The following is a 25509-nucleotide window of genomic DNA, read 5'->3' on the forward strand; positions in this document are numbered from 1 at the left end:
GCTTTACCTCCGAACGTTTAGGCTGCAGTGGCCACCCTGATCGCCCGCGCACCGGTCATTCAGGAGGTACGGGTCTGCCTCGCTTCATACGTCTTCAGATGACTATAGGCGATACGCAGCAGCGACAAGCCGTGCTCGCCCTTCTGCGCGTCGCCGCCGCGCGAAATCAGATCGCCGAGAATGTGATCGGCCTCGGTGTGCGAGTGGTTCTCGACGTCGCGCAACATCGAAGCGGTCAGCGGCGACGGCGTAAACAGCGTTTGGGTGGCTCTCGCGTCGAAATCGGGGCCCATCGTGAAGCCGTTGTGTTCCGCGACTCCGCGGCACTCGCCGAGCAGGTTTTCGATGATGCGCTTGCCATCCGGCGCCGCCAGAATATCGCCGACCGAACCGCGCATCAAGCACGTACTGGCCGCCAGTGTGGCGAGGAACACCCACTTTTCCCACATGCGCAGCAGGATGTTGTCGCTGACCACCGCGTCGAAGTTCGCGCCGGCCATTGCCTCCGCGATCGCCTGGACACGCTCGGACGCGCCGCCCTCCAGTTCGCCAAATGTGATCGCGTGCGTTTCGTTCAGATGCACGATGTGCTGATCCGCGTTGAGCGTCGCCGCGATCACGCATTGACCGCCCAGCACACGTGACGCACCGAACTTTTCCTTGAGCACGTCGATATGGCGCATGCCGTTGAGCATGGGCAGAATCAGCGTCGATTCGCCGACCAGCGGTGCGAAGGAATCGATCGCGTCGTCAAGACTGTAGGCTTTGCAGCTGAGCAGCACCAGATCGAACGGCTCCGCGACAACACCGGCGAGTATCGTCTTGACGTCCAGCAGGGTGAGATTGCCACGCGGGCTGTTGATGACAAGCCCGTCACGGGCGAGTTTTTCCGCCCGGCCAGCGCGCACGAGAAAGGTCACGTCCTGACCCGCCGCCGCAAGACGTCCGCCGAAATAGCCGCCTACGGCACCCGCCCCCACTACTAGAATTCGCATCTTTTGCCTCTCGATAGATTTGGGTCACGCGCACCGGGTCGATCAGCCAGCGCTTTGAGAACCGCGTACGCAGCACGTCTGCAGAAATGTAGCAAAGATTGACGATGCGCATCGGCCAGCGTGGCGGACCGGTTTGCTGCAACCCACTGTGCGTTACGTCAGATCAATCGGCGCGCCGCCAGATCGCTCCCGGCTGGTTCTACAGCGTGCCGCGGACGGTGCCCTCGTAAAGCGCGAGCATGCCGGGCACATCCACGTCGAGACAAACCACGGCCTCGGGCCGGCTGTCCCAGTCCGGCGCGGGCACCGGCATCGTGGAAGGTTTCTGGATGCTTTGGCCCACCGCGATACCGTCCGTCAGCACCCGTACCGGCCCACTGCGAACCGTATAGAGATCCGGCGCCAGCACATAGGCGACCGCCGAAGAATCGTGTACGTAAATACCCTTGAGTTGCGCGCTTTGCTCATGAAAGGCCTGGTAGTGCCGCGACACGTCCCACACGAATTGCCCGGCCGCACCGCCGCGATCGCGCAGCGACGCCAGATAGCCCTCGCTCATGATGGTGCGCTGCGTGACGTCGAGGCCCACGATCACCACCGGCCACGGCGCGCCGAACACGATATCGGCCGCATCGGGATCGCCGAGGAGGTTCGCCTCGGCGGCGGGCGTTACGTTGCCGAGCACGCCATCCGTGCCGAACGCGCCACCCATCACGACCACCTGTTTGACGAGCGAAGCGATCCGCGGATCGTCGGTCAGCGCCAATGCCAGGTTCGTCAGCGGTCCGACGGCAATCAAGGTGACTTCGCCGGGATGCGCGCGCACGGTGTCGATGATGAAGCGGTGCGCGGGGCGCGCGTCGAGCGGGGCTTCAACGCCGGCTTCGATCGTGATGTTGCCGAGGCCGTTATCGCCATGAATCCACGCGAGCGGTTCGGGCGCGGCGCGCCTGAGCGGTGCGGCGGCGCCCTGCGCTACGGGCACGCCCGGCGCGAACCGCCCGGCGAGAAAACGCGCGTTACGCGTGGTGGTCTCGATCGTGGCGTTGCCGAATACGCTCGTGAGCCCCAGCAAATCGATGTCCGGATGCAGCGCCTGAAAAACCAGCGCCATCGCATCGTCCACGCCGGGATCGGTGTCGTAGATAACCTTGTGCCTGCTCATAGATAGAACGCATCCGGCAATTGTTCACGAGCGGTGGTGTCGCGCGTCGCGCCATGCAGATTGCCGAGCCGGATCGGCAATTCGGGGCCGCCCAGTTCGATGATCACCTGGCGGCACGCGCCGCACGGTGCGATCGGGCCATCCGTATCGCCGATTACGGCGAGCGCGGCGAACTGGTCGCGTTGATAGCCCGCGGCAATCGCACTGAAAAACGCCGTACGTTCGGCGCAATTACACAACCCGTACGAAGCGTTCTCGACGTTGCAGCCGTCGAACACCGAGCCGTCTCTGGTCAGCAACGCCGCGCCGACCTTGAACTTCGAATAGGGCGCATAGGCCTTTTCTCGCGCCGCAGCCGCGCGTTCCAGCAGTTGTTCCATGTTCATGCGATATCCTCGATTCAATTCAGCGTCAGGAACATGCCCGCAATCGTGGCGCTCATCAGGTTCGAGAGCGTCGCGGCGAGCACCACACGCAAGCCATAGCGCGCGACTTCGGCGCGGCGTTCCGGCGCGACGGCGCTAAAACCGCCCGTCAGCACCGCGATCGACGCAAAGTTCGCGAAGCCGCACAACGCAAACGACAGAATAGCAAGGGTACGCGGATCGAGCGCGTGCAGGCCGGCGGCGCTCACGCTCGCGGCATCTTTCAGATACGGCGACAGCGATGCATAAGCCACGAACTCGTTCAGAATGATCTTCTGGCCAAGGAAATTGCCGGCGATGCTGGCTTCGCTCCACGGCACGCCGATCAGGTACGCAAGCGGCGCGAATACCGTTCCGAGCACCGACTGCATCGACAGTTGCGGATGACCGAACCAGCCGCCTATGCCGCCGACAATACCGTTGAGCAACGCGATCAGGCCGACGAACGCAATCAGCATTGCGCCGACCATCACCGCGATTTTGAGGCCCACGGTCGCGCCGGAACTCGCGGCTTCAATCACATTCGCGGGACGCTTTTCGTCAAAGCTGAGGTGCTCGAGATGCACGCGGCTCGGTTCGGTGCTCGGGTGAATGATCTTGGCAAACAGCAAGCCGCCGGGTACCGCCATGAACGACGCGGCCAACAGATAATCCACCCGCACACCGAGACCCGCATAGCCCGCCAGCACCGATCCGGCAATCGCCGCCATGCCGCTCGACATCACCGCGAACAGTTCGGCGCCGGTCATGTCGCGCGTGAACGGCTTGACCACGGCAGGCATTTCGCTCTGCCCCAGGAAGATCGTGGTCACAGCCGAGAACGATTCGAGCTTCGATACGCCGAGCAGTTTCTGGAATATCGTACCGAGCACGAGCACGATCCAGCGCATCACGCCGATGTAGTAAAGCACCGAAATGAGCGCGGTAACGAAGATGATGGCCGGCAGCACCCGCACCGCGAACACAAAGCCGCCGTCGCCGAAGATCTGGAACATCTTCGACTGCACGAGGCCGCCAAACAGGAACTCGATGCCCGCGTTGCCATAGTCGAGCACGTGATTGACGCCCGACGCAGCGGCCGAGAGAACCGTCTTGCCGAGCGGCACGAAGAGTATGAAAGCGCCGATACCGATCTGTGCGAGCAGCGCCGGGATGACAGTCCGCAAGCGGATGGCGCGCCGGTTGGTCGAAAAGATGAAAGCGATGAGCAACAGTACGGCAATCCCAAGGACGTTTCGTGCGATCAGTGCCATATCTCTTGATGTTCTCGTGAAAGTGGCAGTGATGCTAAACGAAACCGGTGCCGGAAAAAACTCTAAACGTTGCGCTGCCCGCATCTGACCGGTTCATGCTCCTCAAAGTCATTCATCGAGGCGGTCATTGTTGGATCAACGCCGTTCAGGTACGCTCACGCCAAAGGTGTTTCCCGCTCCGCTCCCGGCCTTCCCGCAGCCTGGGTGCTCCGCGCACGGTCGGACGCCTCGTTGCACTGTGGCTATCTTTCTTACTCAACGAGGTCGCCTATGAACGTCGGCATCTACGGAACGCTCGTCACGGCTTCACTGGTCTTGTTGCTGGGCAACAGGCTGGTCGGATGGATCCCCCTGCTGCGCAGCTATACGATTCCCGAACCCGTTGCCGGCGGCCTTCTGGTGGCAATCGTCCTACTGATCCTGCGCACCGCGAGCCACATTGAAGTGCGCTTCGATACCGCCATGCAAGCACCGCTGATGCTTGCCTTCTTCGCGACCATCGGCCTCAATGCCAACCTCGCCAGCCTCAAATCCGGCGGTCCGCTGCTGATGCGTTTTCTCGGCCTCGTGATCGGCCTGCTGGTTCTGCAAAATTCAGTGGGCATCGCCCTCACTTATCTATTAGGCATTGATCCGCTGTACGGCTTGCTGGTCGGCTCGATCACGCTGTCCGGCGGCCATGGCACCGGTGCGGCATGGAGCAAGGTATTCGCCGAACACCACGGGCTCCAGTCCGCCACGGAGGCCGCGATCGCCTGCGCAACTTTCGGCCTCGTGATGGGCGGCATTCTCGGCGGCCCGGTGGCGCGCGTGCTGCTGCGGCAGGTCGCCGGCAAGAACCAGGCGCGCAGCGCAGGCCATCCCGAGGATCGCGCCAATGCGCACGCGGACAAGCTCGCTGCGAACCGCGCCGAAGCGCCGCTCGCCTTCGAAGAGCCGAAGGCGGAACAGGCCACCACCCCTGGCGCCTTCATCGAGACGCTGGCGCTGATCGCGATCAGTCTCACCGCCGGCGAGGCGCTCTCACAACTCCTCGCCGGCACTGCGATCGAACTGCCGACTTTTGTCTGCGTGCTATTCGTCGGCGTGGTGCTCAGCAATGTGCTTGGGCTGGTAGGCAAACCCGTTCTCGATCATGCCGTCGCCCTGCTCGGCAACGTGAGCCTTGCGCTGTTCCTCGCCATGGCGCTGATGACGCTCAAGCTCTGGGATCTCGCCTCACTGGCGTTGCCAGTCGTTACGATTCTCGTCGCGCAGACCGTCTTGATGGCGCTCTACGCGATCTTCGTCACGTTCCGCGTGATGGGCCGCAACTACGATGCCGTCGTGCTCGCCTCGGGTCACTGCGGTTTCGGACTCGGCGCCACACCCACCGCCATTGCGAATATGCAAGCGGTCACGGCCCGTTTCGGCCATTCGCATCTCGCCTTTCTGGTGGTGCCGATGGTGGGCGCCTTCTTTATCGACATTGCCAACGCAATCGTCATCAAGGGATTTCTGGCGCTACCGATCTTTCATTAGCCGGTCTCACAGCGCTTCCAGCGCCAGCGCAATCCCCTGGCCGCCACCAATACACAACGTAACGATGCCTCGCTTCAAGCCGTCGCGGCGCATCGAATGCAGCAGGCGTGTCGTCAATACCGCACCGGTCGCGCCGATCGGATGGCCGTGCGCGATCGCACCGCCTTGCACGTTGATCAGCTCATCCGCGATGCCGAGTTTGCGCGCTACCGCGATCGGCACGGCAGCGAAGGCTTCATTGATCTCGAAGCGTTCGACGTCGCCGAGCTCCCAACCTGCGCGCGCCAGCGCCATTTGCACGGCGGGCACCGGACCGAGGCCGAACATGCCCGGCTCGACGGCCGCGACGCCATACGCCACCAGCCGCGCGAATGGCTCGATGCCGCGCGCCTCGGCGAACCCGCGCTCAGCGACCAGCATGGCGGCCGCTCCGCTGTTTAATCCCGGCGCGTTGCCCGCGGTAATCGTGCCGTCCGGACGAAATGCCGGACGCAATCTGGCGAGCGTTTCGACCGTGGTGTCCGGGCGCGGCTGCTCGTCGCTCGCAAAATGCTGCGGACCTTTACGCCCCGGAATTTCCACCGCCACCAGTTCAGCATTGAAATCGCCGCGCGCCTGCGCCTCGGCAAAGCGCTGCTGAGAACGCGCGGCCCAACGGTCCTGCGTTTCGCGCGTGAGGTCGAACTGCGCGACGAGGTCTTCGGTATGCCAGCCCGAATGCTCGCCGGAGAAGGCGTCGTTCAGGCCGTCGCGCAGCAGGCTGTCATGGACTTGCGCGTTACCCATCCGATACCCCCAGCGGCCGCCGTCGAGCAGATAGGGCGCGCGGTCCATGTTTTCCATACCGCCGGCCACGCTTGCGTCGCCCAGGCCAAGCCAGACTTCCTGGGCCGCGGACGCAATTGCCTGCGCGCCCGAACCGCACACACGATTGACCGTCAATGCAGGCACAGCGACCGGCACGCCGCCGCCGATCGACGCCTGGCGCGCCGGATTCATCCTGTTGCCGGCCTGAATCACGTTGCCCATCACCACCGAGGCCAACGCGGCCGGATCAAGACCGCTGCGCCGCAGCGTCTCACGCACCGCCACCGCGCCCAGTTCGGTTGCGGGCACTTCTTTCAGCGATCCGCCGAACGCGCCAATCGGCGTTCTCACCGGATTGCAGATCACCACTTCCCGTGTACTCATGATTCATCTCCAGTTGGCCTGCCTGATTCACCTACGCCACCCACTCCGCCCATTTCATCCATTCCACCGCCACGTCCGCGCGCATCAATTCGACGATGCCGCCGTGACCGTTTCGGGAACATCCCAGCCCCCGCCGAGCGAGCGGTACAGCGCGACCGCCGCGAGCGCATGTTCGCGTTTGGCCTGATTCAGGGACTCCGCGTCGCGCAGATGCGCCTCCTGCGCGGCAAGCACGTCGAGAAAATCCGTCGCGCCGCCCTTGTAGAGTTCGCTCGACAAATGCAGCGCCTGGTTCGATGCATCGAGCGCGCCACCCAGCCGTTGCACCTGCACCGCGCCGCTCACCAGCTCGCTGCGGTTGTCCTCGATCTCCTTGAGCGCCTGCAACATGGTTTGCTGCAAACCGAGTTGCGACTCGCGCATCCGGCTCTCGCTCGCGTCGATATTCGCGGTGATACGGCCGGCATTGAAGATCGGACTCGTCGCGTTCAACGCGGCGCTGAAGAGGTTGTCGGTCAGCGTCGGCAAGCCGAGATAGGACGAGGCCAACAAGCCGTCGGCGAGATTGAGCTTGAACTGCGGATAGCGCTGCGCTTTCGACACACCCACTTCCGCCGCGCGCTGTTCAACCGTGGCGTAGGCATTGCGTACGTCGGGCCGCTGCAACAGCGCCTCGGACGGCAGCGTCTGCGGTACGCTTTGCGCCGGCACCGGGATGTCGCGCGCCTGATGCGGATCGGCCAGCATCAAACCGTCGACGCTCTCCGGCGTGCGTCCCGAATAGACCGCGATCAGACTCAGTTGATGCTGCACGGTCGACTGCACGCGCGGAATCTGCGCCTGCAGATCCTGTAACTGATTCTGCGCACGCGCGACGTCGAGTTGCGTCGAAAGTCCATAACGCAAACGCTGCTGCGTAAGTTTCAACGCGCGGGCGCGAATCTGTTCGTTGTCGCTGAGAATCTGCAATTGCGCCTGCGCCCAGCGCAGATCGATATATGCCGCCGCTGTATTCGCCGCGAGTGCCAGACGCAGTTGATTCAAGGCCGCTTGCCGCCCCGACACTTGCGCCTGTGCCGCGAGAACGGCAAGACGTTCGCCGCCAAACACGTCCGGTGTCCAGCTCGCCGTCACGCCGATGCCGGCCTGACGCACATAGCCGAGCGGTGGCGGCGTATTCTGCCGGGAGTCCGCTGCATTCGCGCTCGCATCCAGTTCGGGCAGCAACGCCGCGCGATTTTGCGTCGCGATATCCTGCGCCTGCTTGACGCGTTCCACTGCGGCTTGCACATCGAGATTGCCCGTCAGCACGGAGTCCACCAGTTGATGCATGACAGGATCGCCGAATTGCGTCCACCACGCGTCCGCATTGACGCTGTCTTGAGGCGCATCGACATTCCACGCGGCCGGCGCGATGGTCTGAACCGACTGTTTCAGGTCCGCATGCGTTTCCGGTTGCACCGCGCATGCCGCGAGTGTCAGCAACGCCGCGCTCGCGAGTACTTTGAGAACAAATGGTTTCATGCTGGATTCCTCAATGAGCGTCGGGCGGCGGCGCGGTGTTGCCGAATGGGCGAGAGAGCAGCACGCTTAGCAAGCCGACGACAAAACAGAGCGACAGCGCAAAAAACGTATCGGAGAACGTAAGTACGAGCGCTTCGCGCATTAGCAGTGCATGCAACTGCCCGAGGCCCGCATTGGCCGCATTCAGCGCATCCCCGCCGACTTGCGCAAAATGCGCGCTTTGCCGCTGCAAGATCGATTCGACGACCGGACGGCCCGCGCTCAGATGTTCGTCGAGCCGCTCGTAGTGGAGATTCAAGCGGTCGTTGAGCATGGTGCTGCTCACTGCAATGCCGATTGCACCGCCCAGATTGCGCATCAGATTGAACAGCCCGCTGGCGGACCGCAGTCTCGACATCGGCAACGAACCGAGCGCCATCGTGACGATGGGTGGAATGCAGAACTGCTGGCCGATGCCACGCAACGCCTGCGGGATCAGCAACTCCTGCCAGCCCCATTGATTGGTCAGCGGCACATACAGATAACAGCCGACGCCGAACAGCACGAGGCCGAACACCAGCAGGATCCGCATGTCGACGAAGCGCGCGACCACCGAATAGGCAACCATCGCGACCAGCTGAAAACAGCCGACCGACAGCAACGCCACGCCGATCTGCAACGAATCGAACCCGCGCACACGCGACAGGAACAAGGGCGTAAGAAACACCGCGCAGAAGATCCCGATGCCGGTGATGAACGACAGCAGGCTGCCAATGCCGAAGTTGCGGATCGCCAATGCACGCAAATCGACGATCGGCTCCTTCGCGGTAAACGCATGCACGATGAACAGGAACCCGCTGATCGCGGCGATCCATGTGCACGTCACGATCACGTCGTCGCCGAACCAGTTCTTGCGTGGTCCCTCTTCCAGCACATATTCAAGGCAGCCGAGAAAACCGGACATCAGAAGGATGCCGAGGTAGTCGCCCTTCTTCAGCAGAGACAGATCGACGTTGTCGAAGTGCACGTACTTCGGCACCATCAGCGTCACGGCCAGGCCCGGCACCAGGTTCAGATAGAACAACCAGTGCCATGACCATTGCGACGTGATCCAGCCGCCGATCACCGGGCCGACGGTCGGTGCGAGCGTGGCAAGCGCGCTGATGGTAGTGGACGCAATCAGGCGCTGCTTGCCGGGGAACAGCACGAACGCCGTGGTGAACACCGTCGGGATCATCGCGGCGCCGAGCGCGCCCTGCAAACCGCGGAACAGAATCATCGAGTTGATGTCCCACGCGAGACCGCATAGCATGCTGGTCACCGTGAAGCCGAGCGCGGAGAACGCGAACACCCAACGCGTCGAGAATACGCGGGTGAGCCAGCCGGACATCGGAATCACCAGAATCTCAGCGATCAGATACGAGGTCTGTACCCACGAGAGCTCGTCCTGGCTCGCGGACAAACCGCCGCCGATATCCTTGAGCGACGACGCAACGATCTGAATATCGAGCGTCGCCATGAAAAACCCGATGCACATCAGCGTGAACGCAAGGACTTTGGTTCGCGTCGGCAGGTCGGCGGGATTGGCGAGAACTTGAGTCATGACAGGTTCATCCACGCGCCGGCGTGTTGCCGGCATCGACATGCACCTTCACCGTCGCCGAGAGTCCAGGCCGCAGCACGCCTTGCATGTCCTTCGGCACATCGAGACGCACGCGCACCGGCACGCGCTGCACGATCTTCGTAAAGTTGCCGGTGGCGTTCTCGGCCGGCAGCACGCTAAAAGTCGCGCCGGTCGCGGGTGCAAGGCTCTCAACCACGCCGTGAAACCGTTGGCTCGATGCATCCAGATCGACATCCACACGGTCCCCCACATGCATCTTCTTCAGCTGGTCTTCCTTGAAGTTGGCGTCGACCCACAGTCCGCTCGACGGCACCACGGTCAGCAGCGATACGCCCGTGTTCGCCAGCAGGCCGACGCGCGCGGTGCGATTGCCGACGTAACCGTCGATCGGCGAGCGGATCGTCGTGTACTCCACATTCAATGCCGCAACCCGTTGCGCCGCCTGTGCGGTGGCGATGCGCGCCTCGGCGTCGCCGATCTGCGCGTCGAGTACGGCGATCTGCCGCTGCGCTGCAATCAGCGCCGCGCTGCTGCGGTCGACCGCGGCATGCGCCTTGGACAGATCGGCGTCCGCACGCTCCACGACCTGGTTCGATACGGCGTCGTCCTTCACCAGTTCGCGGTAGCGCAACTGATCGGCGGCGCTGCGCGTCAACTCGGCGCCGGACGCGCGAACCTCGGCGGCCTGCTCGTTGATGGTGGCAAGCTGCAAGGATTTCTTCGCCTGCAATTCGGTGACGGCCGCCTGTGCGCTCTCCACTTCCGCGCTGGCCTGCGCGAGCCGAGCGTCGTAATCGCGCGCATCGAGGCGGATCAACACCTGATTCGCGTGGACAAACTGGTTGTCGCGCACCAGTACATCCGTCACGAAGCCGTTCACTTTCGGCGACATCACGGTCACATCGCCACCGACGTAGGCATCGTCCGTCGTTTCGACAAAACGGCCGACGAAGAACCAGTACGACGCAGCCAGCGCGAGCACGGCAAGCACCGCGATGATCGCGAGCAGCATCCATGGAATGCGCCGCGCCGGTTTGGCGGCGTTGGCCGCGCTGGGCGGCGCAATTGTCGAAGGTGTAGTGGACATGATTGTCGTCTGTGTGTATGCACTCGTTGCGTTGAAAAAACAGCGCGTGACAGCGCGCCGCCCGTGAGTCGCCGTACTTGCGACGGCTAGATTGAATCCCGTGTGATGGCGAACAATTCGCCTCGCAGCGCCGCCGCGCGCCTTTCGCCGAACCGGTGCTCGAATTCGGCCTGGGCGGCATGCCAATGTTCACGTCCTGCCTGGAGACGCTGCTCGCCTGCTGCAGTCAGCGCGATCGTCAGCGCCCGCGCGTCGGCACCGAGTGCCTCGCTCGACACCAGACCATTGCGGCGTAGCGGCTGGATCGTGCGGACCAGCGTGGTGCGCTCCATGCGCATGGCTTCGGCCATCTGTTTCATCGTCATCGGTCCGGTGCGCTTGAGCCGCCCCAGCAGTGAAAACTGTGTGATGGTCAATCCGACATTCGCCAGATGCCGGTCGTATATCTGCGACACATAGCGTGCGGCCTGGCGAATCGCAAAACAGTCGTCGTCGAAGAGCCCATCCATCGTTGCACGTCCCATTCGTGAGTGCGTATGCACACAATCAGGCAGACCAACGCTCGTTGAAACGAGCCGATCCATTCTGTCTATCCGGTGATGCTGAACAACTCGGCGCGCAGCGCTTTTGCACGCGCGTGGCCGAACTTTTCCTCGAACTCGTCCTGCGCAGCACGCCATGCAATGGCCGCCTGATCGAAGGTGGCTTCGCCCTGCTTCGTGAGACTGAACAGAAACGTGCGGCCGTCATGCTCCGCGGCTTCCGCGACCACCAGCCCGTCGCGTTGCAATGGCTTCATGGCACGGACCAGCGTGGTGCGCTCCATGACCATGGCATCGGCGAGATCCAGCATCGTCAGGTTCGGCGTTCGCGCGAGCCTCGCGAGAATCGTGAACTGCGCCGCCGTCAGCCCGACCTGGCCAAGATGGCGCTCGTAAATCTGCGTGACGTGCCGGGCCGCCTGGCGCAGCGCGAAACAATTGCATTCGTCGTAAGAGAGAGGACGGTTCATGGTAGGCAGTCTATATGTGCATACGCACAGAGTCAAGTTTGCTCGCGTTGAACACTGTGTTGCGAAATCTGCTCAGCGCGCAGGTCCGTAGCGAAGGTTCATACATACGTCCGTTTGAAATCCCGATGTAAGGCCCATGGCACGGCGATAAAATCCATGGCTCGAGTTTGGATTACTGCCACTATATACAAGTTCGCAGCAGCGGCTTAATGTTCACCCGCAAACATTAAATCTAATAACAGGCCAAGGAGACATTAATGTCATCCATAACAACTCCGGCGAGATTCGCAATCCGGATTGCATACGCCGTATCGATTATCTGCATTAATTCCATTGCCGCTACGGCTTATCCAGCTTGCCTGACCTGATAAAACGGCCTACGCCTCGGCCGCTGGTGCAGGCATGCGTCGGAGATGGCTTGCGAGCCTGTTTACGCGTATTTAAATCGGCCCATGGCGGCGATCCGGCTAAGGGCGTCCGATATTGGACGGGCATGACCGCACCGAGTCGCATTACTCGTCTGGCGAGGTAAAAAGCAAGCCGATACGTGGCTTCAGCCATTCAGACGGCAAGCAGAATCCCGGCTAATCGAGCCGCCTGATCGGGGTCATTGCAGCAGACGAATTAATAACGAACGGCGATTCATGAGGAGACAAACAAAATGGCATTCAAACAGCGCGGCGGTTCATCCGTCGCGACACGCGTCGCCACGCTCGTACTGCCTGTGGTGCTCGCCGCCTGTGGCGGCGGCAAATCCGACGACCCGGCAGCCGTAGCGGTACCGCAATGCTCGGGCAGTTCCTGCCCGCCGCAAGGTCAGCCGGCCGGCACCCCGGTTGTCGGCGCCAAGCTGTGCCCCGACACGCTCGACTATTCGACGACCTATACCGGCGGCTCGGGCAGCGGCGAATACATCAAGATGAAATTCGATTCGACGAAGAAGCAATACCAGATGACCTTCATCGAATCGGCCGTGCCGACTTCGGCGGGCCAGGTCAACAGCACGCGGGCCGGCATGACGATCACCGGCGACTACGACAACCCGGGCGGTGCATTTGCGCTGCCGACCGCCGAACAGAACCGCTGCGCGATCATGCTGAAGAACGGCAAGACCGCCGACGGCAGCTACAGCGTCACGATCAATCCGCAGGACCCGCCGATGCTGTTCGTCGGCCAGGGGATCATCGGCGGCGGGATTCCAGGAGCGACGATTCAGTTCGACGGACTCGAACCCTTCCCCGGATTTCTGATTGGTGCCGTGCCCTCGCGCACGTTCGACTCGTATCCGTTCCTCGGCTTCAGCGAAACCGTCACCGACTTCAAGCAGGTGGCCGGCGCATATAACGAACTGGGATTCCGCGTCAACCCGGAAGGCAGCTTCGCGCAGAGCGCCGACGGCCAATCGATGACCGGCTGGTCGCCGACCGCGATTCAGGCCAGCGAGACCCTCAACGCGGACGGCTCCTGTACAGCCGATTCGTCGCTGTACTCGTGCGCGATGACCGGCACGCCGTGGACGCTGCGCACCAATGCCGATGGCACGCCGGACAACGTGTTCGTCAGCGCGAGTTCGCCGCTGTCCCTGAGTTATCCCGCCGTCGGCGTGGGCGTGCTGCAACTGCTCTTCTCGCAAAGCCAGGCGCACGGCATCATGATCGTCGGCAAGGTGAACAACCAGCTCGTGCCGGTCGTGATTCGCGTCGGCTATGCCCATACCGATGCGAATCCGCTCAATATCACGAACAACGCGCTCGACGATCAGCTCGGCATCTCGCTGCTGGCGCCCGCCACGAAGATCGACCAAACGGCGCTGAGCGGCGGATACATCGGCGCCAACAGCGCTTCGGCATGCGGCGTGGTGACCAGCATCGGCCAGGGTTCCACCGCGATCTACTTCAACGGGCAGTTGGTCTATGTGGCCGTGGGCACGTGCGGCGACGGCAGCGCCTCGTTCAATGCCGGGGTGAACTACGGCGCCACGTTGTTCCAGAGTCCGTCGGCCGCGTTGCTGAATCCGTTCACCTCGGCGTTGTCGAGCAACTTCTCGCTCGACTTCACCCAGACCCAGCCGGGTCTCGTCAAGGTGACCGCGAACAAGGACCTGATGTCCGGCGGCACGGCTATCTACAAGGCGGGGGACACCGGCGTGATGGTGAGGGTGGGCCCGGTGTACGGTCTGCTGATGAACGGGGTCAATCAGCCCAGCTTGACCTACGATCCGGCAAACTATGCCGGCAAGGTGAATCCGTTTCTTTCGATTGGGGCGTTTGTGCAGTAGGTACGCGCTGCTGAAACGGAAAACGGCTCACCGGAGTAATCCGTGAGCCGTTCTGTTTTAGCGACCTGCTTCGCCCCCGCGCATTGCTGCGCGGTGCTGTGTGTTAAAGCAACCGATACGCCAATCGTGCCGCCGCCCTCGCCGTGCGCTTGTCCTGATCGAGCGACGGGTTGTATTCCGCGATATCCGCCGCGCGCAGCTTGCCCGACGTACGCACGCGCAGCACCATCGCTTCGACTACCGACAGCGGCACGCCTAACGCCGCAGGTGCCGAGACGCCAGGGGCGGTAGCAGCCGGGAGCACGTCGAGGTCGATTGTCAGATAGACATCGTCCGCTGCATCCAGCAACTGCTGGAGCTCATGCAGACGCTGCGGCAATTGCGGTTCCTGCATGTCGCTGTCGAGCACGTAGTGCACGCCAAGTTCTTCTGCATGGGCAAACAGCGAAGCGGTATTGCCCAGATCGCTGATACCGAAGCACGCGTAGTTGAACGGCACGCCGCGCTCGGCGCAATCGTTCGCGATCTGATCGAACGGCGTGCCCGAATTGGCGGGCCGCTTCTGGCGCAGATCGAAGTGCGCATCGAAGTTGATGATAAGCAGCTTGCGGGTTGCCGCCGAAGTGACCGACGCAGCGGCCACGCGAGCCTGATGCAGGCGCAAACCGCTATACGTCCCCCACGCAACCTCATGACCGCCGCCGAACACCAAAGGCCGGGCGCCGGCCGCGAGCACGTCGCTTATCGCGCTCGCGAGTTCCGCCTGCGCGCCTTCGAGGTCGCCGTCGTCGCAGATCACATCGCCCGCATCGGCAAGCGTCGCCATCGAGGTCTTCGCCGGCAGGCCGGCCAGCACCCGGCGCAATTCCTTCGGCGCATGTGCCGCGCCGGTACGTCCCTGATTGCGCCGCACGCCTTCGTCGGAGCCAAAACCGATAATCACCGGCGCATCGTTTTCAACTTGCAGTGCGCCGTGAAGCTTAACTTCATGCGCCGGCGCGCCGCCAAACGCCACCACCTGATTGAAAATACGCCGGGTGTCGCCAGGCTCACCGTCGTCGGAACGGCCGATCCACACCTTGTCGTCGAATGGAACTCTCATGCGCGCGACAACACCGCCTGCAAGAAAGCCCGCGTGCGCGGCTGCGACGGCGCCGAGAAAATCTCGGCAGGCGGTCCAGCTTCGACGATTACGCCGCCGTCCATCACCACCACCACGTCGGCGACTTCTTTCGCGAAACCCATTTCGTGCGTGACGACCACCATCGTCATGCCTTCGCTCGCGAGCAGCTTCATGACCTGCAGCACTTCGCCGACCAGTTCGGGATCGAGTGCGGAAGTCGGCTCGTCGAACAACATCACGCGCGGCTGCATCGCCAGCGCGCGAGCAATGGCAACGCGTTGTTTCTGACCGCCCGACAGACTCGCCGGCATCACATGCGCCTTGTGGGCAAGGCCGACCTTTTCCAGCAAAGCGGTTGCAGTCGCTTCAGCTTCGGCCTTACTGGCGCCACGCAGCATCCGCGGGCCCACCGTGATGTTGTGCAGCACCGACAGATGCGGAAACAGATTGAACGACTGAAACACCATGCCCACTTCGGTGCGCAGCGCATTCAGCGAGCGCTCCTTGAGCATCGTCCCATGGTCCACGAGACGATGCCCGCAGATATCGATCGTGCCGCCTTCCGCCTGTTCGAGCCCATTGCAGCAGCGCAGAAAAGTACTCTTGCCCGAGCCGCTCGGACCGATCACGACCACCACCTGCTGCGGCTGAATGTCGAAATCGATACCGTTGAGCACGGTGTGCGAGCCGAACGATTTGGTGAGCCCACGAATGCTGACGATAGGTTGATCCACTTTGGCCACGGTATTCATTGCACCATTCCTCCTGCACGCAAGCGGCGCTCCACACGATGCAGCGCGTAATTGGTCGCCTGCGTCAACACCAGATACACCAGTGCGATGGCCAGATACACCTCGAGCGAACGGTACGACACGCTAATGATCTTCTGGCCTTCATGCATCAGATCGTCGATAGTCAGCAGCGACACCAGCGCTGAATTCTTGATCAGTGCGATGAACTCGTTGCCGAGCGGCGGGATCATCCGCACGATCGCCTGCGGCAGAATGATCGCGCGCATGGCCTGCCCGGACGACATGCCGATCGAACGCGCCGCTTCCATCTGGCCGCGATCCACCGACTGAATCGCACCGCGTACGATCTCCGATACGTAGGCCGCCGAGTACAGGCCGAGCCCCAGCATTCCGCACACGAAAGCCGGCAACAGAATGCCGAATTGCGGCAAGCCGAAGAACAGCAGGAAGAGTTGCACGAGCAGCGGCGTGCCGCGGAAAAACGTGAGGTACGCGGTACAGAAGCCGTACACGATGCGCCGCTGCGGCGTGAGCCGGCCGATACCGATCAACAGGCCCAGCACGCAGCTCAGGCCGAGCGCGGCGGCGGTCACTTCGACCGTCACCAGCGCGCCATGCATGATGTCCGGCCAGCCGGCGATCACCGGCGAAAAATCGAGTTCCATTATGTCTGCTCAGCCGGTTATTGCGCGGTGGCGCCGAACCACTTCTTGACGATTGCCGCGTAAGTGCCGTCTGCCTTGATCTTCGCCAGCGCCGTGTTGAATTCCGCCTTCAGTTGCGGCTCGTCCTTGCGCACGGCAATGCCGTAGGCTTCGGTAGTCAGCTGTTTGTCGAGCACGCGAAAACCGCTGCGCGTCTTCACGAATTGATAGGCGGCGGGCTTGCCGGTCACGGCGGCATCGGCGCGGCCGATACCCACCAGGTCGAACATTTCCTGATTCTTCTCGACCTCGACGCGGTTGATCTGCGGGTAGTTGTCACGCAGGAAGCCGACCGACTTCGTGCCCACCTGGACCGACACTTTCTTGCCGTTCAGGTCGGCGATGGACTTGATCGGCGAATCGGCTTTCACCAGCGCCACGAGACCACCTGCGTAGTACGAATCGGTGAAGTCGATCACTTTCGCGCGCTCGTCGGTGATATAGATGCCGGAAATCGCCGCGTCGAAACGATGCGCGATCAAGCCCGGAACCAGGCCCTTGAAGTCGATATCAGTCCATTGCACGCGCTTGCCCATGACTTTCGCGAGCGCGTTCATCATGTCGACGTCGAAGCCGGTGCGCGCGCCGTTTTCGGTGAATTCCATCGGCGGGAAGGTCGCGTCGGTGGCGACGCTCAGCACATCCGCCGTTTGTGCGGATGCCGCGCCGGAAAAGCCGGCGAACGTCACCGCAAAGGTGACGCATGCGAGGGACAACAGTCGATTCAGTTTCATGGGAGGGCTCCTGGTGGTTCGTTCAGTTCGTTAAGTTCGTTCGTTATCCAGATCGAATGCCGGCCGCGGGCGGCCTTACCCGATCAATCGGTTTGCATATGCTCGGAAATAGCGCGGGCCGTACGTAGCGTCCCGTCGATGAATTGGTTTTCGCGGCCGATGGCACGCGTGGACGGCGCCATCAGCGTGATCGACGCGCTGCTGCCCGCGCCGCGTCCGCTGCGATGAAAGATCGGGGCGCTCACGCCCCACACGCCCGGATCGACCTCGCTGTCGCTGACGGCGTAGCCTTGAGCGCGAATCTGTTCGAGTTCGGTTTCGATCGCGGCGCGGCCGGCGGGGTCGTTGTCGAATACGCTATCGAGCACTTCGGTGCGCGCCTTGTCGGCCATGAACGCCAGCAGCGATTTCGCGGAAGCACCGGCTTTCAGCGGCACGGCGCGGCCCTTTTCGAACGAACAGCGCAACGAGTGCTGGCTATCGACCATTTCCAGGCACATCACCTGATGCTTGACCGCCACCACCAACCCAATGCTCTCTTGCGAGGCGCGCGCCAGTTGCTGCATTTCGCTACGGCTCGCTTCGACGAGCAGCGAATTCACATCGAAGCCAAGCGCAAGTTGCAAGCTGATCGGCCCAGGCGCGTAATGGCCTGCGTTTTCAGCGACAAAACCCCAGCGCTTGAGCAACGCGATCTGCCGGTACAGCGTGCTTTGCGCGAGACCGGTGACCGCGAGCAAATCCCTGACCGACATGGCCTTGCCGTGACTGGCGAGTGCCGCCAGCACCAGCAGCACGCGTTCGGCTCCCGTCACACCCTGTTCCGCGTTCACGATGAAAACTATCCACAATGAATAACGGATTCAGAATGCCAGAACATTCTCGGATTTCAAAAAACGGATTCCCACTGAATGGGAAAGACAGGCGAGGGTTTTCCCCGAAAGCGGGATAAAAGAGGCGTGCCGAAGCGCGCGCGGGGCACGTGAAGCGAATCTGTCTGACGGGAAAGGGGCTTGCTGAAGGGTTAAAAGCTGCTCAAAGCGCCAACACCGTCACCCCCACTTCCACCCGATGCGCCCCGCCGCCCAGAATCATCCCGCGCAGCAAGGACACGTCGCTGTAATCGCGCCCGATCGCGAGCGTCACATGGTCCATATCGGCGAGCACGTCATTGGTGGGATCGAGATCGACCCAGCCGCTTCCCGGGCAATATACCGACACCCACGCATGCGAGGCATCCGCGCCAATCAGGCGGGGTTGCCCAGGCGGCGGATCGTTGCGCAGATAACCGCTCACGTAGCGCGCCGGCAAACCCAGCGAGCGCAGGCAGCCGATCATCACCTGCGCGAAGTCCTGGCACACCCCGCTCTTCAATTCGAAAGCGCGCTCGGCCGGCGTATCGAACATGGTCGCCGAAGGCTTATAGTCGAAATCTTCGTGAATCCGGTGCATCAGATCGATCGCACCCGCCACGATCGGCATGCCGGGCGGAAAGCTCGGCAACGCATAAGCACGCAACGACGGCCGCGGCACGATATTCGGCGACGCAAAGCAGAACTCCACCTCAGGCCGGAATTCGCCGCCGACACAAAAACGCAGCGCATCCGCCACTTCTTCCCATTCCGGCGTCTCTTCGGGGTCGAGGTCGGTCCAGCGCGGCATGAGCGCCACGGTGGTTTCGCTCACGAGCTGCAAGCGTTCGTGGGGGGCGTCCAGCGCGAAGTACAGCACGTCGTTGCCGAATGCATCGATACGGCTGGTCCGATACGACGGTTCGGGGTCGATCTTTTCGCTGTGCGAGACCACACGCTGCCACGCACAGGCAATCGGCCGGATCGTCGCGAGATGCTGCGCGGTCTCCACATAGGTGGAATAGTGATAGGTCGTGCGATGCGAGACGGACAACACGGTCGGCGCGTTCTTCATGACCACACCTGCGAAGCGACCGTACTTGCATGGCTGAAATAGCGCGCGCTGATCTCATGCGCGGCCGCGCCGACATAGCCGCCAATCAGATCGCACACCGCAATCAGCTCGGCGTATGAACCGTTCTCGTCGACTTCGCACAGCGACTCGAGCGTCGGCAACGAAGCGGCAGGCGGCATCAATTCCGCAAACGGACGATGCCGCATGCTGCCCGCAGCCACGGCGATTTCGTCGAGTTTTTTGCGCAGGCGCTCATACACGCCGTAGATGCCGCGCGGATTGGTCGGCTCGATCACCAGCAGATCAAGCAGCGCCGGCACCTCGAAACGGCCCGGGTACAGCGAGCGATACGTCAGCGTGCTGTCGAACAGTTGCAGCAGCAGATCGAACCCGGCCGGCGTCGCGAGCTGGCCTTTGTCGGCAACCACACGCAAGAACGATGTCATCGTCCACACGCGTTCGATGTGCCGCCCAACGAATAACAGACGCCACGCTTCGTCGCGTGTCATGCGGTCGCCTTGCGCGCCGCTGATCGCCGACAATTGCACCGACAGGCGTTCGAGTGCGTTCATCAACGTCACGCGGTCATAGCGATCGTAACGCTCGCCACGCTCCGCACGGCCGTTGCCGTTTCCACTTCCATTGCCCTGACCGTTACCGTTCGAACCCGCGGCCGGCATCAAGGTCTGCAACGCGTCGCGGAAATCGTTGCGCGCCGCGAGGATGGTGCGCCAGTGATCGTTCGACAAACGCCCACGCACTTCGCCGTTCGAACGCGCCTGCCACGCGAGGTTCTGCCCGATGCTCGTCGGCCCGGTGCTGTCGCTCAGATTCGCGACCAGAGCACGCTCGAACACTTGCGGCGAGTTCGGCGCAAACATATCGCCCGACTGCACGAGACCGCAGTGCATGGCGAGTTCCACCAGCGTGGGGAACATTGCATCGGCGTCGTTGCCTTCGAGCGAGCCTAGAATCAGGCGCAACAGCCGCACATTGTTTTCGGCGCGCTCGCCATAACGCCCGGCCCAGAACAGATTTTCTGCCGCACGGCTCGACACGGTGCGATGCTTGCGCGCGAGATCGGCGGGTTGCATCGGCGAAGGCAGTAGCGTGAAAGTCGAGGTCGGCTGACTCGACAGCACCCATGTATCGACGCTGCTGCCGCCGTATTGCATCGACACCGTCGCCTGACGCTCGGCGGCCATGCGCGTGAAACCGCCGGGCATCACGTGCCAGCCGCCGTTCACGTCGGCGATTGCATAGACGCGCAGCACCGACGGACGGCGGCCCACCGTGCCGTCCTCATAACGCGGCGTGCAGGAAAAGCGCTGCGGCTGCTGGATCGTATAGACGTCGGGCATCGCCTCGATACGTTCGCGCCATGTCGAAAGACGCTGCCGGCCCTGTTCGATTCCCGGCGGCGCATCGCGGGGCGCGACCGGCCAGGTCGGCACAATGAACGCCTCGTCCAGACGCCCGAACGCGTGCTCGCGCGCCGCCTTTTCGCCGCACCACCAGGTCGCCACACTCGGCAGCACCAGGTCCTCGTCGAGCAGCACTTCGGCGATACCCGGCAAAAAACCATGCAAGGCGGGTGATTCGACAAAACCCGACCCCGGCACGTTCGAGACAATGACATTGCCCGCGCGCATCACCTGCAACAGACCCGGCACGCCGATGCTCGAGTCGGCACGCAATTCGACCGGATCGCAGAACGCATCGTCCAGACGGCGCAGCACGACGTGCACCCGTTCCAGGCCGCCAAGCGTCTTCAGATACAGCATGTCGTCGCGCACGGTCAGGTCCTTGCCCTCGACCAGCGTAACGCCGAGATAGCGCGCGAGAAACACGTGCTCGAAGTAAGTCTCGCTAAACGGCCCAGGCGTGAGCAACGCGATATGCGGCGAAGCGTCGGCGCCTGAACTGTCGTGCCGCATGGTGGCCTGCGCGGCCTGCACGAGTGTTGCGATCAGTTGCGAATAAGTCGGCGCGAGACGGCTCACGTGCATCGCGCGAAACGGATCGGCGAACAGGGCCGACACGATCAGCCGGTTTTCAAGCGCATAGCCGAGGCCCGACGGCGCTTCGGTGCGATGCGCCATAACCGTCCATTGACCGCCGGGCGTACGCGCCAGATCGACGGCGACCACCTGCAGATACTGCCCGCCTGGCGGCGTAAAGCCCTTCACGGAACGCAGATAGCCGGGATGTCCGAACACCAGCGCGGGCGGCAACTGGCCACGCTCGAGCAGGCGCTGCGGCCCATAAATATCGGCGACGATCGCATTGAGCAGATGCGCGCGCTGCGTCACGCCACGCTCGATATGCGCCCACTCGGCCTCGCTGATCAGGAACGGCAGCAGATCGAGCGCCCACGGCCGCGGCTCGCCGTTGTCCGCGTAGACGTTGTAGCTGATGTCGTTGTCGCGGATCTGCTGCGCGATCGATGCGCGGTGATCCTCCAGCCGTGCGATGCCGTCTTCGCCGAGCCGTTCGAAGAATTGCCGCCACGGTTCGCGCAACGCGCCGGAAGCATCGCGTAACTCGTCCCAATGTCCTTCGTAGGGCGGCAACAGCCGCAATAAGGACGAAGCGTCCGCGCGCGCCGCGGACGCTTCGAAGGGAAAAGTCGATTGAAAGGCCAAGGTCGTGTCGTTCTTAAAAGTGTGCCGTCGCGTTTCAGTCTACCAGGTTACCAGTAGCGCAGGTCCAACGTAAACGGAAACTCGAGGCTGCGCTGCGGCATCCCAACCGTCAGCGGCCCCGGTGTATGACCGGATGCGAAGAAGCGTGCGCGCCGACGGCTTTCCGCCTCGTAAGCATTTACCGGGAAGGTTTCGTAGTTGCGCCCGCCCGGATGAGCGACATGATACTGGCATCCGCCGAGCGAACGGTCTGTCCAGGTATCGACCAGATCGAAGGTAAGCGGCGCATCCACGCCGATGGTCGGATGCAGCGCCGACGGTTGCGACCACGCGCGAAACCGCACGCCGGCCACATATTCGCTGACGCGGCCCGTCGGCTGCAGGGGCACCGGCACGCCGTTCACGGTCAGCACATGACGGTTGTCGTTCAAACCGAGCGCACGCACCTCGAGCCGTTCCACCGACGAATCCACATAACGCACCGTACCGCCGGGCGACCCCTCTTCGCCCATCACATGCCAGGGTTCGAGCGCGTTGCGGATGGTCAGCGAGACGCCGTTCACCGTGGTCTCGCCGACCAGCGGGAAACGGAATTCGAAGTGCGGCGCGAACCAGCTGCTTTCGAAAGCGAAACCCGCCTGGTTGAGTTCGCCGAGCACGTCGTCGAAATCCATCCTGACGAAGGTGCCGAGCAGGAAGCGATCGTGCAGTTCCGTGCCCCAACGCGTGAGCCGCTGCGTATAGGGCGTGTGCCAGAAGCGCGCCACCAGCGCACGCAACAGCAACTGCTGCACGAGACTCATGCGTGCATGCGGCGGCATTTCAAAGCCACGCAACTCGAGCAGGCCGAGGCGGCCGGTCGGACCATCGGGCGAATAGAGTTTGTCGATGCAGAATTCGGCGCGGTGCGTATTGCCCGTCACGTCGATCAGGATGTTGCGCAACGAGCGGTCGATCATCCATGCCGGCAGGTTGGCGCTGTCGCGGCCGCCGAGCAGATCGATCTGCCGCTGCAATTCGCGGAACGCGACTTCGAGTTCATACACCTGATCGTTGCGCGCCTCGTCGACGCGCGGCGCCTGACTGGTCGGCCCAATGAACAGCCCCGAAAACAGATACGACAGCGACGGATGGTTGTGCCAATACGCGATCAGGCTCGCCAGCAGATCGGGACGCCGCAGGAACGGGCTATCGGCAGGCGTCGCGCCGCCGAGCACGAAGTGATTGCCGCCGCCGGTGCCCGTATGCCGGCCGTCGGTCATGAACTTCTCGCTGCTCAGATAGCTTTCGGCTGCTGACTGATACAGATACTCCGTGTTATCGACCAGTTGCGCCCAGCTCGAAGCCGGATGAATGTTCACCTCGATCACACCCGGGTCCGGCGTCACCTGCAGGACGCACAGGCGCGCATCGCGCGGCGGCGGATAGCCTTCGAGCACCACCTGCATCCGCAATTCGGCCGCCGTCGCTTCAATCGCGGCGAGCAGGTCGAGATAGTCGTCGAGTTCGGTGAGCGGCGGCATGAACACATGCAGCAGCGAGCGGCCGCTGCCGAACGCCGCGGTTTCCGCCTTCGGACCCGCGGCACGTTTCGGGTCGCGTGCCTCGACGCAGATCGCCGTACGCAGCGTCTCTTTCGACGACTGCCCGCGCGCCGGCGCCTCACCGTCGCCCGGTTGCGGGGCAAAGGCCAGCACGCCGCCGCCGGGCATGCCGCTCAACAGGTCCGCCGCGGACGACGACAGCGCCGCCACGCGCCGCGCATCGGCGGTGCTCAAGGTGCGGCGGGGCCCGGCGTCACCGTCGCTGCCGCTTTCGTACTGCATGCGCAATTGCGCGGCCGAACGCAACGGCACCGGGGGTGCAAACGGATCATGCGCATGCTGGTATGGATAGTCGGTCTTCGACACCCACGGCAGTGAATCCAGCGGCAGCCGGTAACCCATCGGCGAGTCGCCGGGAATCAGGAACATGCGTTCGTCGCGGAAGAACCAGCGGCCGCTGACCCACTTCGGCGCCTCGTTCGGCACGTCGCGTTCGCGTGCGAGCGGCAGCACATAACCCGTCGCGCCGCCCAGCCCCGCATCGAACACGCGCCGCAAACGCACGCGCTCCAGTTCGTCGTCCAGACGCGCATCGAGCGGATCGACGTTGACCGGCAGACGGCGCTCGCGCCACAGGTAGTACCAGACGTCTTCGAAACCGGGCTGAATGTGGTCTTTATCGAGCCCCAGCCTCGCCGTCAGGTGGGAGAGGAAACGTCGCGCGTCCTCAGCCGTGTAGGTGCCCGGCTCGCGTTCGTCGGCGAACAGCGTCGGGTCCTGCCAGCATGGTTCGCCATCGGCGCGCCAGTAGAGCGACATGGCCCAGCGCGGCAGCTGTTCGCCCGGATACCACTTGCCCTGGCCGATATGCAGGAAGCCGTTCGCACCGTAGCGCGAGCGCAGCTTGTCCATCAGCGCAACCGCGTAGCCGCGTTTGGTGGGGCCGAGCGCGTCGGTGTTCCATTCGGCGGCGTCACGGTCGCGCACCGACACGAAAGTCGGCTCGCCGCCCATCGTCAGGCGCACGTCCATTTCCGAAAGACGCTGGTCGACCTGCGCGCCCATTTTCAGCACGTCGTTCCACACCGCTTCGCTGAACGGTTTGGTGACGCGCGGCGTCTCGAGGACCCGTTCGATCGACATGGTGTGCTCGAACTCGACTTCGGATTCGTCGACCGCGCCGGAGATCGGCGCCGCGCTGCCAGGCTCGGGGGTGCAGGCGACCGGAATATGGCCCTCCCCGGCGAGCAGCCCGGAGGTCGGATCGAGGCCGATCCAGCCCGCGCCCGGCAGGTACACCTCGCACCATGCATGCAGGTCGGTGAAGTCGACTTCAGTGCCGCTCGGACCGTCGATGGATTTGACGTCGGGCGCGAGTTGCAGCAGGTAGCCGGAAACGAAGCGCGCCGCCAGCCCCAGTTGCCGGAGCGTCTCGACCAGCAGCCAACCCGTATCGCGGCACGAACCCGCGGCGCTCACGAGCGTTTCCTCGGGCGTCTGCACGCCGGGTTCCATGCGGATCAGGTAGCGGATCTCGCGTTGCAGACGCTGATTCAGTGCGACGAGAAAGTCGGCGGTACCCATCGGCGTGCGGTCGATACTCGCGACAAACTCCGCGAAACGCGGCGTCATGGGCCGCTTGATCAGGTACGGTGCGAGTTCGAGTTCGAGGCCGGGTGCGTACTCGAAGGGAAACTGTTCCGCCGACGGTTCGAGAAAGAAGTCGAACGGGTTATAGACGGCCATCTCGGCGACCAGGTCCACGGTCACCTTGAATTCGCGCGTCTTCTCGGGAAACACCAGACGCGCCTGGTAGTTGGCGAACGCGTCCTGCTGCCAGTTGATGAAGTGTTCGGCCGGTTCGACGCGCATCGAATAAGACAGAATCGGGGTCCGGCAATGCGGCGCAGGCCTGAGACGCACGACCTGGGGCGACAGCGCAACCAGCCTGTCGTAGCGGTAATGTGTGACATGATTCAACGCGACGCGTATGGACACACCAGACTCCTGGACAAAGGAAGGAAGGC

General features: G+C 63.0%; 20 protein-coding genes. 2 read left to right on the forward strand and 18 right to left on the reverse strand.

The window, feature by feature from the left end; all coding sequences use genetic code 11:
* Positions 1-59 precede the first annotated feature (59 nt).
* From panE to HWX91_RS10665, 4 genes are all read right to left on the reverse strand, one after another.
* On the reverse strand, positions 60-995 hold the full coding sequence (gene panE, locus HWX91_RS10650; protein ID WP_028198360.1) for a 2-dehydropantoate 2-reductase: 936 nt from the start codon (positions 993-995) through the stop codon (positions 60-62).
* 199 nt (positions 996-1194) lie between these two features.
* Positions 1195-2160 carry a nucleoside hydrolase gene (locus HWX91_RS10655; protein ID WP_028198361.1) on the reverse strand — a complete coding sequence of 322 codons (966 nt, stop codon included), beginning with the start codon at positions 2158-2160 and terminating at the stop codon, positions 1195-1197.
* Positions 2157-2546 (reverse strand): cytidine deaminase, encoded by a 390-nt coding sequence (locus HWX91_RS10660; RefSeq protein ID WP_028198362.1) that lies wholly within the window; start codon positions 2544-2546, stop codon positions 2157-2159. Before HWX91_RS10660 ends, HWX91_RS10655 begins: the two co-directional genes overlap by 4 nt.
* Positions 2547-2560: 14 nt before the next feature.
* Entirely contained in the window at positions 2561-3838 is a 1278-nt protein-coding gene (locus HWX91_RS10665) for a NupC/NupG family nucleoside CNT transporter (RefSeq protein ID WP_028198363.1), read from the reverse strand.
* A gap of 270 nt (positions 3839-4108) precedes the next feature.
* On the opposite strand from HWX91_RS10665, the gene gltS reads away from it, so the two are divergent.
* A complete protein-coding gene (gene gltS / locus HWX91_RS10670; protein ID WP_028198364.1) occupies positions 4109-5359 on the forward strand; it encodes a sodium/glutamate symporter in 1251 nt (416 codons plus the stop codon).
* Between the two features lie 6 nt (positions 5360-5365).
* On the opposite strand, the gene HWX91_RS10675 is transcribed toward gltS, so the two are convergent.
* From HWX91_RS10675 to HWX91_RS10700, 6 genes are all read right to left on the reverse strand, one after another.
* On the reverse strand, positions 5366-6550 hold the full coding sequence (locus HWX91_RS10675; protein WP_028198365.1) for a thiolase family protein: 1185 nt from the start codon (positions 6548-6550) through the stop codon (positions 5366-5368).
* An 84-nt stretch (positions 6551-6634) separates the two neighbouring features.
* Positions 6635-8074 (reverse strand): efflux transporter outer membrane subunit, encoded by a 1440-nt coding sequence (locus tag HWX91_RS10680; protein ID WP_028198366.1) that lies wholly within the window; start codon positions 8072-8074, stop codon positions 6635-6637.
* A 10-nt stretch (positions 8075-8084) separates the two neighbouring features.
* Positions 8085-9656 (reverse strand): DHA2 family efflux MFS transporter permease subunit, encoded by a 1572-nt coding sequence (locus HWX91_RS10685; protein ID WP_028198367.1) that lies wholly within the window; start codon positions 9654-9656, stop codon positions 8085-8087.
* A gap of 7 nt (positions 9657-9663) precedes the next feature.
* A complete protein-coding gene (locus HWX91_RS10690; protein ID WP_028198368.1) occupies positions 9664-10764 on the reverse strand; it encodes an HlyD family secretion protein in 1101 nt (366 codons plus the stop codon).
* Between the two features lie 86 nt (positions 10765-10850).
* Positions 10851-11273 carry a MarR family winged helix-turn-helix transcriptional regulator gene (locus HWX91_RS10695; RefSeq protein ID WP_028198369.1) on the reverse strand — a complete coding sequence of 141 codons (423 nt, stop codon included), beginning with the start codon at positions 11271-11273 and terminating at the stop codon, positions 10851-10853.
* A gap of 80 nt (positions 11274-11353) precedes the next feature.
* On the reverse strand, positions 11354-11776 hold the full coding sequence (locus HWX91_RS10700; protein ID WP_028198370.1) for a MarR family winged helix-turn-helix transcriptional regulator: 423 nt from the start codon (positions 11774-11776) through the stop codon (positions 11354-11356).
* A gap of 661 nt (positions 11777-12437) precedes the next feature.
* Between HWX91_RS10700 and HWX91_RS10705 the strand changes: the two genes are divergently transcribed.
* Positions 12438-14054, forward strand: coding sequence for a DUF2957 domain-containing protein (locus HWX91_RS10705; RefSeq protein ID WP_028198371.1), 1617 nt, complete (start codon positions 12438-12440; stop codon positions 14052-14054).
* Between the two features lie 103 nt (positions 14055-14157).
* Here the strand turns inward: HWX91_RS10705 and hutG are convergent, their stop codons facing one another.
* The 8 genes from hutG to HWX91_RS10745 form a co-directional block, all read right to left on the reverse strand.
* Entirely contained in the window at positions 14158-15156 is a 999-nt protein-coding gene (gene hutG / locus HWX91_RS10710; RefSeq protein WP_028198372.1) for a formimidoylglutamase, read from the reverse strand.
* Entirely contained in the window at positions 15153-15929 is a 777-nt protein-coding gene (locus HWX91_RS10715) for an amino acid ABC transporter ATP-binding protein (RefSeq protein ID WP_028198373.1), read from the reverse strand. Before HWX91_RS10715 ends, hutG begins: the two co-directional genes overlap by 4 nt.
* Positions 15926-16594, reverse strand: coding sequence for an amino acid ABC transporter permease (locus tag HWX91_RS10720; RefSeq protein ID WP_028198374.1), 669 nt, complete (start codon positions 16592-16594; stop codon positions 15926-15928). Before HWX91_RS10720 ends, HWX91_RS10715 begins: the two co-directional genes overlap by 4 nt.
* 17 nt (positions 16595-16611) lie before the next feature.
* Positions 16612-17367, reverse strand: a complete 756-nt coding sequence (locus HWX91_RS10725) for a transporter substrate-binding domain-containing protein (protein ID WP_028198375.1) — start codon at positions 17365-17367, stop codon at positions 16612-16614.
* Between the two features lie 83 nt (positions 17368-17450).
* The gene (locus HWX91_RS10730; RefSeq protein ID WP_028198376.1) at positions 17451-18200 is read right to left on the reverse strand and encodes an IclR family transcriptional regulator; all 750 of its coding nucleotides are present in this window, start codon (positions 18198-18200) and stop codon (positions 17451-17453) included.
* A 202-nt stretch (positions 18201-18402) separates the two neighbouring features.
* Positions 18403-19293 (reverse strand): transglutaminase family protein, encoded by an 891-nt coding sequence (locus HWX91_RS10735; protein WP_028198377.1) that lies wholly within the window; start codon positions 19291-19293, stop codon positions 18403-18405.
* Positions 19290-21938: a circularly permuted type 2 ATP-grasp protein gene (locus HWX91_RS10740; protein ID WP_028198378.1), complete on the reverse strand. Its 2649-nt coding sequence runs from the start codon at positions 21936-21938 to the stop codon at positions 19290-19292. Before HWX91_RS10740 ends, HWX91_RS10735 begins: the two co-directional genes overlap by 4 nt.
* Positions 21939-21985: 47 nt before the next feature.
* Positions 21986-25480 carry a transglutaminase family protein gene (locus HWX91_RS10745; protein ID WP_028198379.1) on the reverse strand — a complete coding sequence of 1165 codons (3495 nt, stop codon included), beginning with the start codon at positions 25478-25480 and terminating at the stop codon, positions 21986-21988.
* Positions 25481-25509 lie beyond the last annotated feature (29 nt).

The organism is Paraburkholderia fungorum, from assembly GCF_902833645.1.
Classification (GTDB): domain Bacteria; phylum Pseudomonadota; class Gammaproteobacteria; order Burkholderiales; family Burkholderiaceae; genus Paraburkholderia; species Paraburkholderia fungorum.

Bases quoted from the DNA above. Each gene is read 5' to 3' on its own strand.
- HWX91_RS10705 (WP_028198371.1), top strand. From the start codon at position 12,438: ATGGCATTCAAACAGCGCGGCGGTTCATCCGTCGCGACACGCGTCGCC.
- HWX91_RS10695 (WP_028198369.1), bottom strand. From the start codon at position 11,273: ATGGATGGGCTCTTCGACGACGACTGTTTTGCGATTCGCCAGGCCGCA.
- HWX91_RS10660 (WP_028198362.1), bottom strand. From the start codon at position 2,546: ATGAACATGGAACAACTGCTGGAACGCGCGGCTGCGGCGCGAGAAAAG.
- HWX91_RS10735 (WP_028198377.1), bottom strand. From the start codon at position 19,293: ATGAAGAACGCGCCGACCGTGTTGTCCGTCTCGCATCGCACGACCTAT.
- panE (WP_028198360.1), bottom strand. From the start codon at position 995: ATGCGAATTCTAGTAGTGGGGGCGGGTGCCGTAGGCGGCTATTTCGGC.
- HWX91_RS10700 (WP_028198370.1), bottom strand. From the start codon at position 11,776: ATGAACCGTCCTCTCTCTTACGACGAATGCAATTGTTTCGCGCTGCGC.
- HWX91_RS10690 (WP_028198368.1), bottom strand. From the start codon at position 10,764: ATGTCCACTACACCTTCGACAATTGCGCCGCCCAGCGCGGCCAACGCC.
- HWX91_RS10680 (WP_028198366.1), bottom strand. From the start codon at position 8,074: ATGAAACCATTTGTTCTCAAAGTACTCGCGAGCGCGGCGTTGCTGACA.
- HWX91_RS10675 (WP_028198365.1), bottom strand. From the start codon at position 6,550: ATGAGTACACGGGAAGTGGTGATCTGCAATCCGGTGAGAACGCCGATT.
- HWX91_RS10720 (WP_028198374.1), bottom strand. From the start codon at position 16,594: ATGGAACTCGATTTTTCGCCGGTGATCGCCGGCTGGCCGGACATCATG.
- HWX91_RS10665 (WP_028198363.1), bottom strand. From the start codon at position 3,838: ATGGCACTGATCGCACGAAACGTCCTTGGGATTGCCGTACTGTTGCTC.
- HWX91_RS10715 (WP_028198373.1), bottom strand. From the start codon at position 15,929: ATGAATACCGTGGCCAAAGTGGATCAACCTATCGTCAGCATTCGTGGG.
- HWX91_RS10725 (WP_028198375.1), bottom strand. From the start codon at position 17,367: ATGAAACTGAATCGACTGTTGTCCCTCGCATGCGTCACCTTTGCGGTG.
- HWX91_RS10685 (WP_028198367.1), bottom strand. From the start codon at position 9,656: ATGACTCAAGTTCTCGCCAATCCCGCCGACCTGCCGACGCGAACCAAA.
- hutG (WP_028198372.1), bottom strand. From the start codon at position 15,156: ATGAGAGTTCCATTCGACGACAAGGTGTGGATCGGCCGTTCCGACGAC.
- gltS (WP_028198364.1), top strand. From the start codon at position 4,109: ATGAACGTCGGCATCTACGGAACGCTCGTCACGGCTTCACTGGTCTTG.
- HWX91_RS10655 (WP_028198361.1), bottom strand. From the start codon at position 2,160: ATGAGCAGGCACAAGGTTATCTACGACACCGATCCCGGCGTGGACGAT.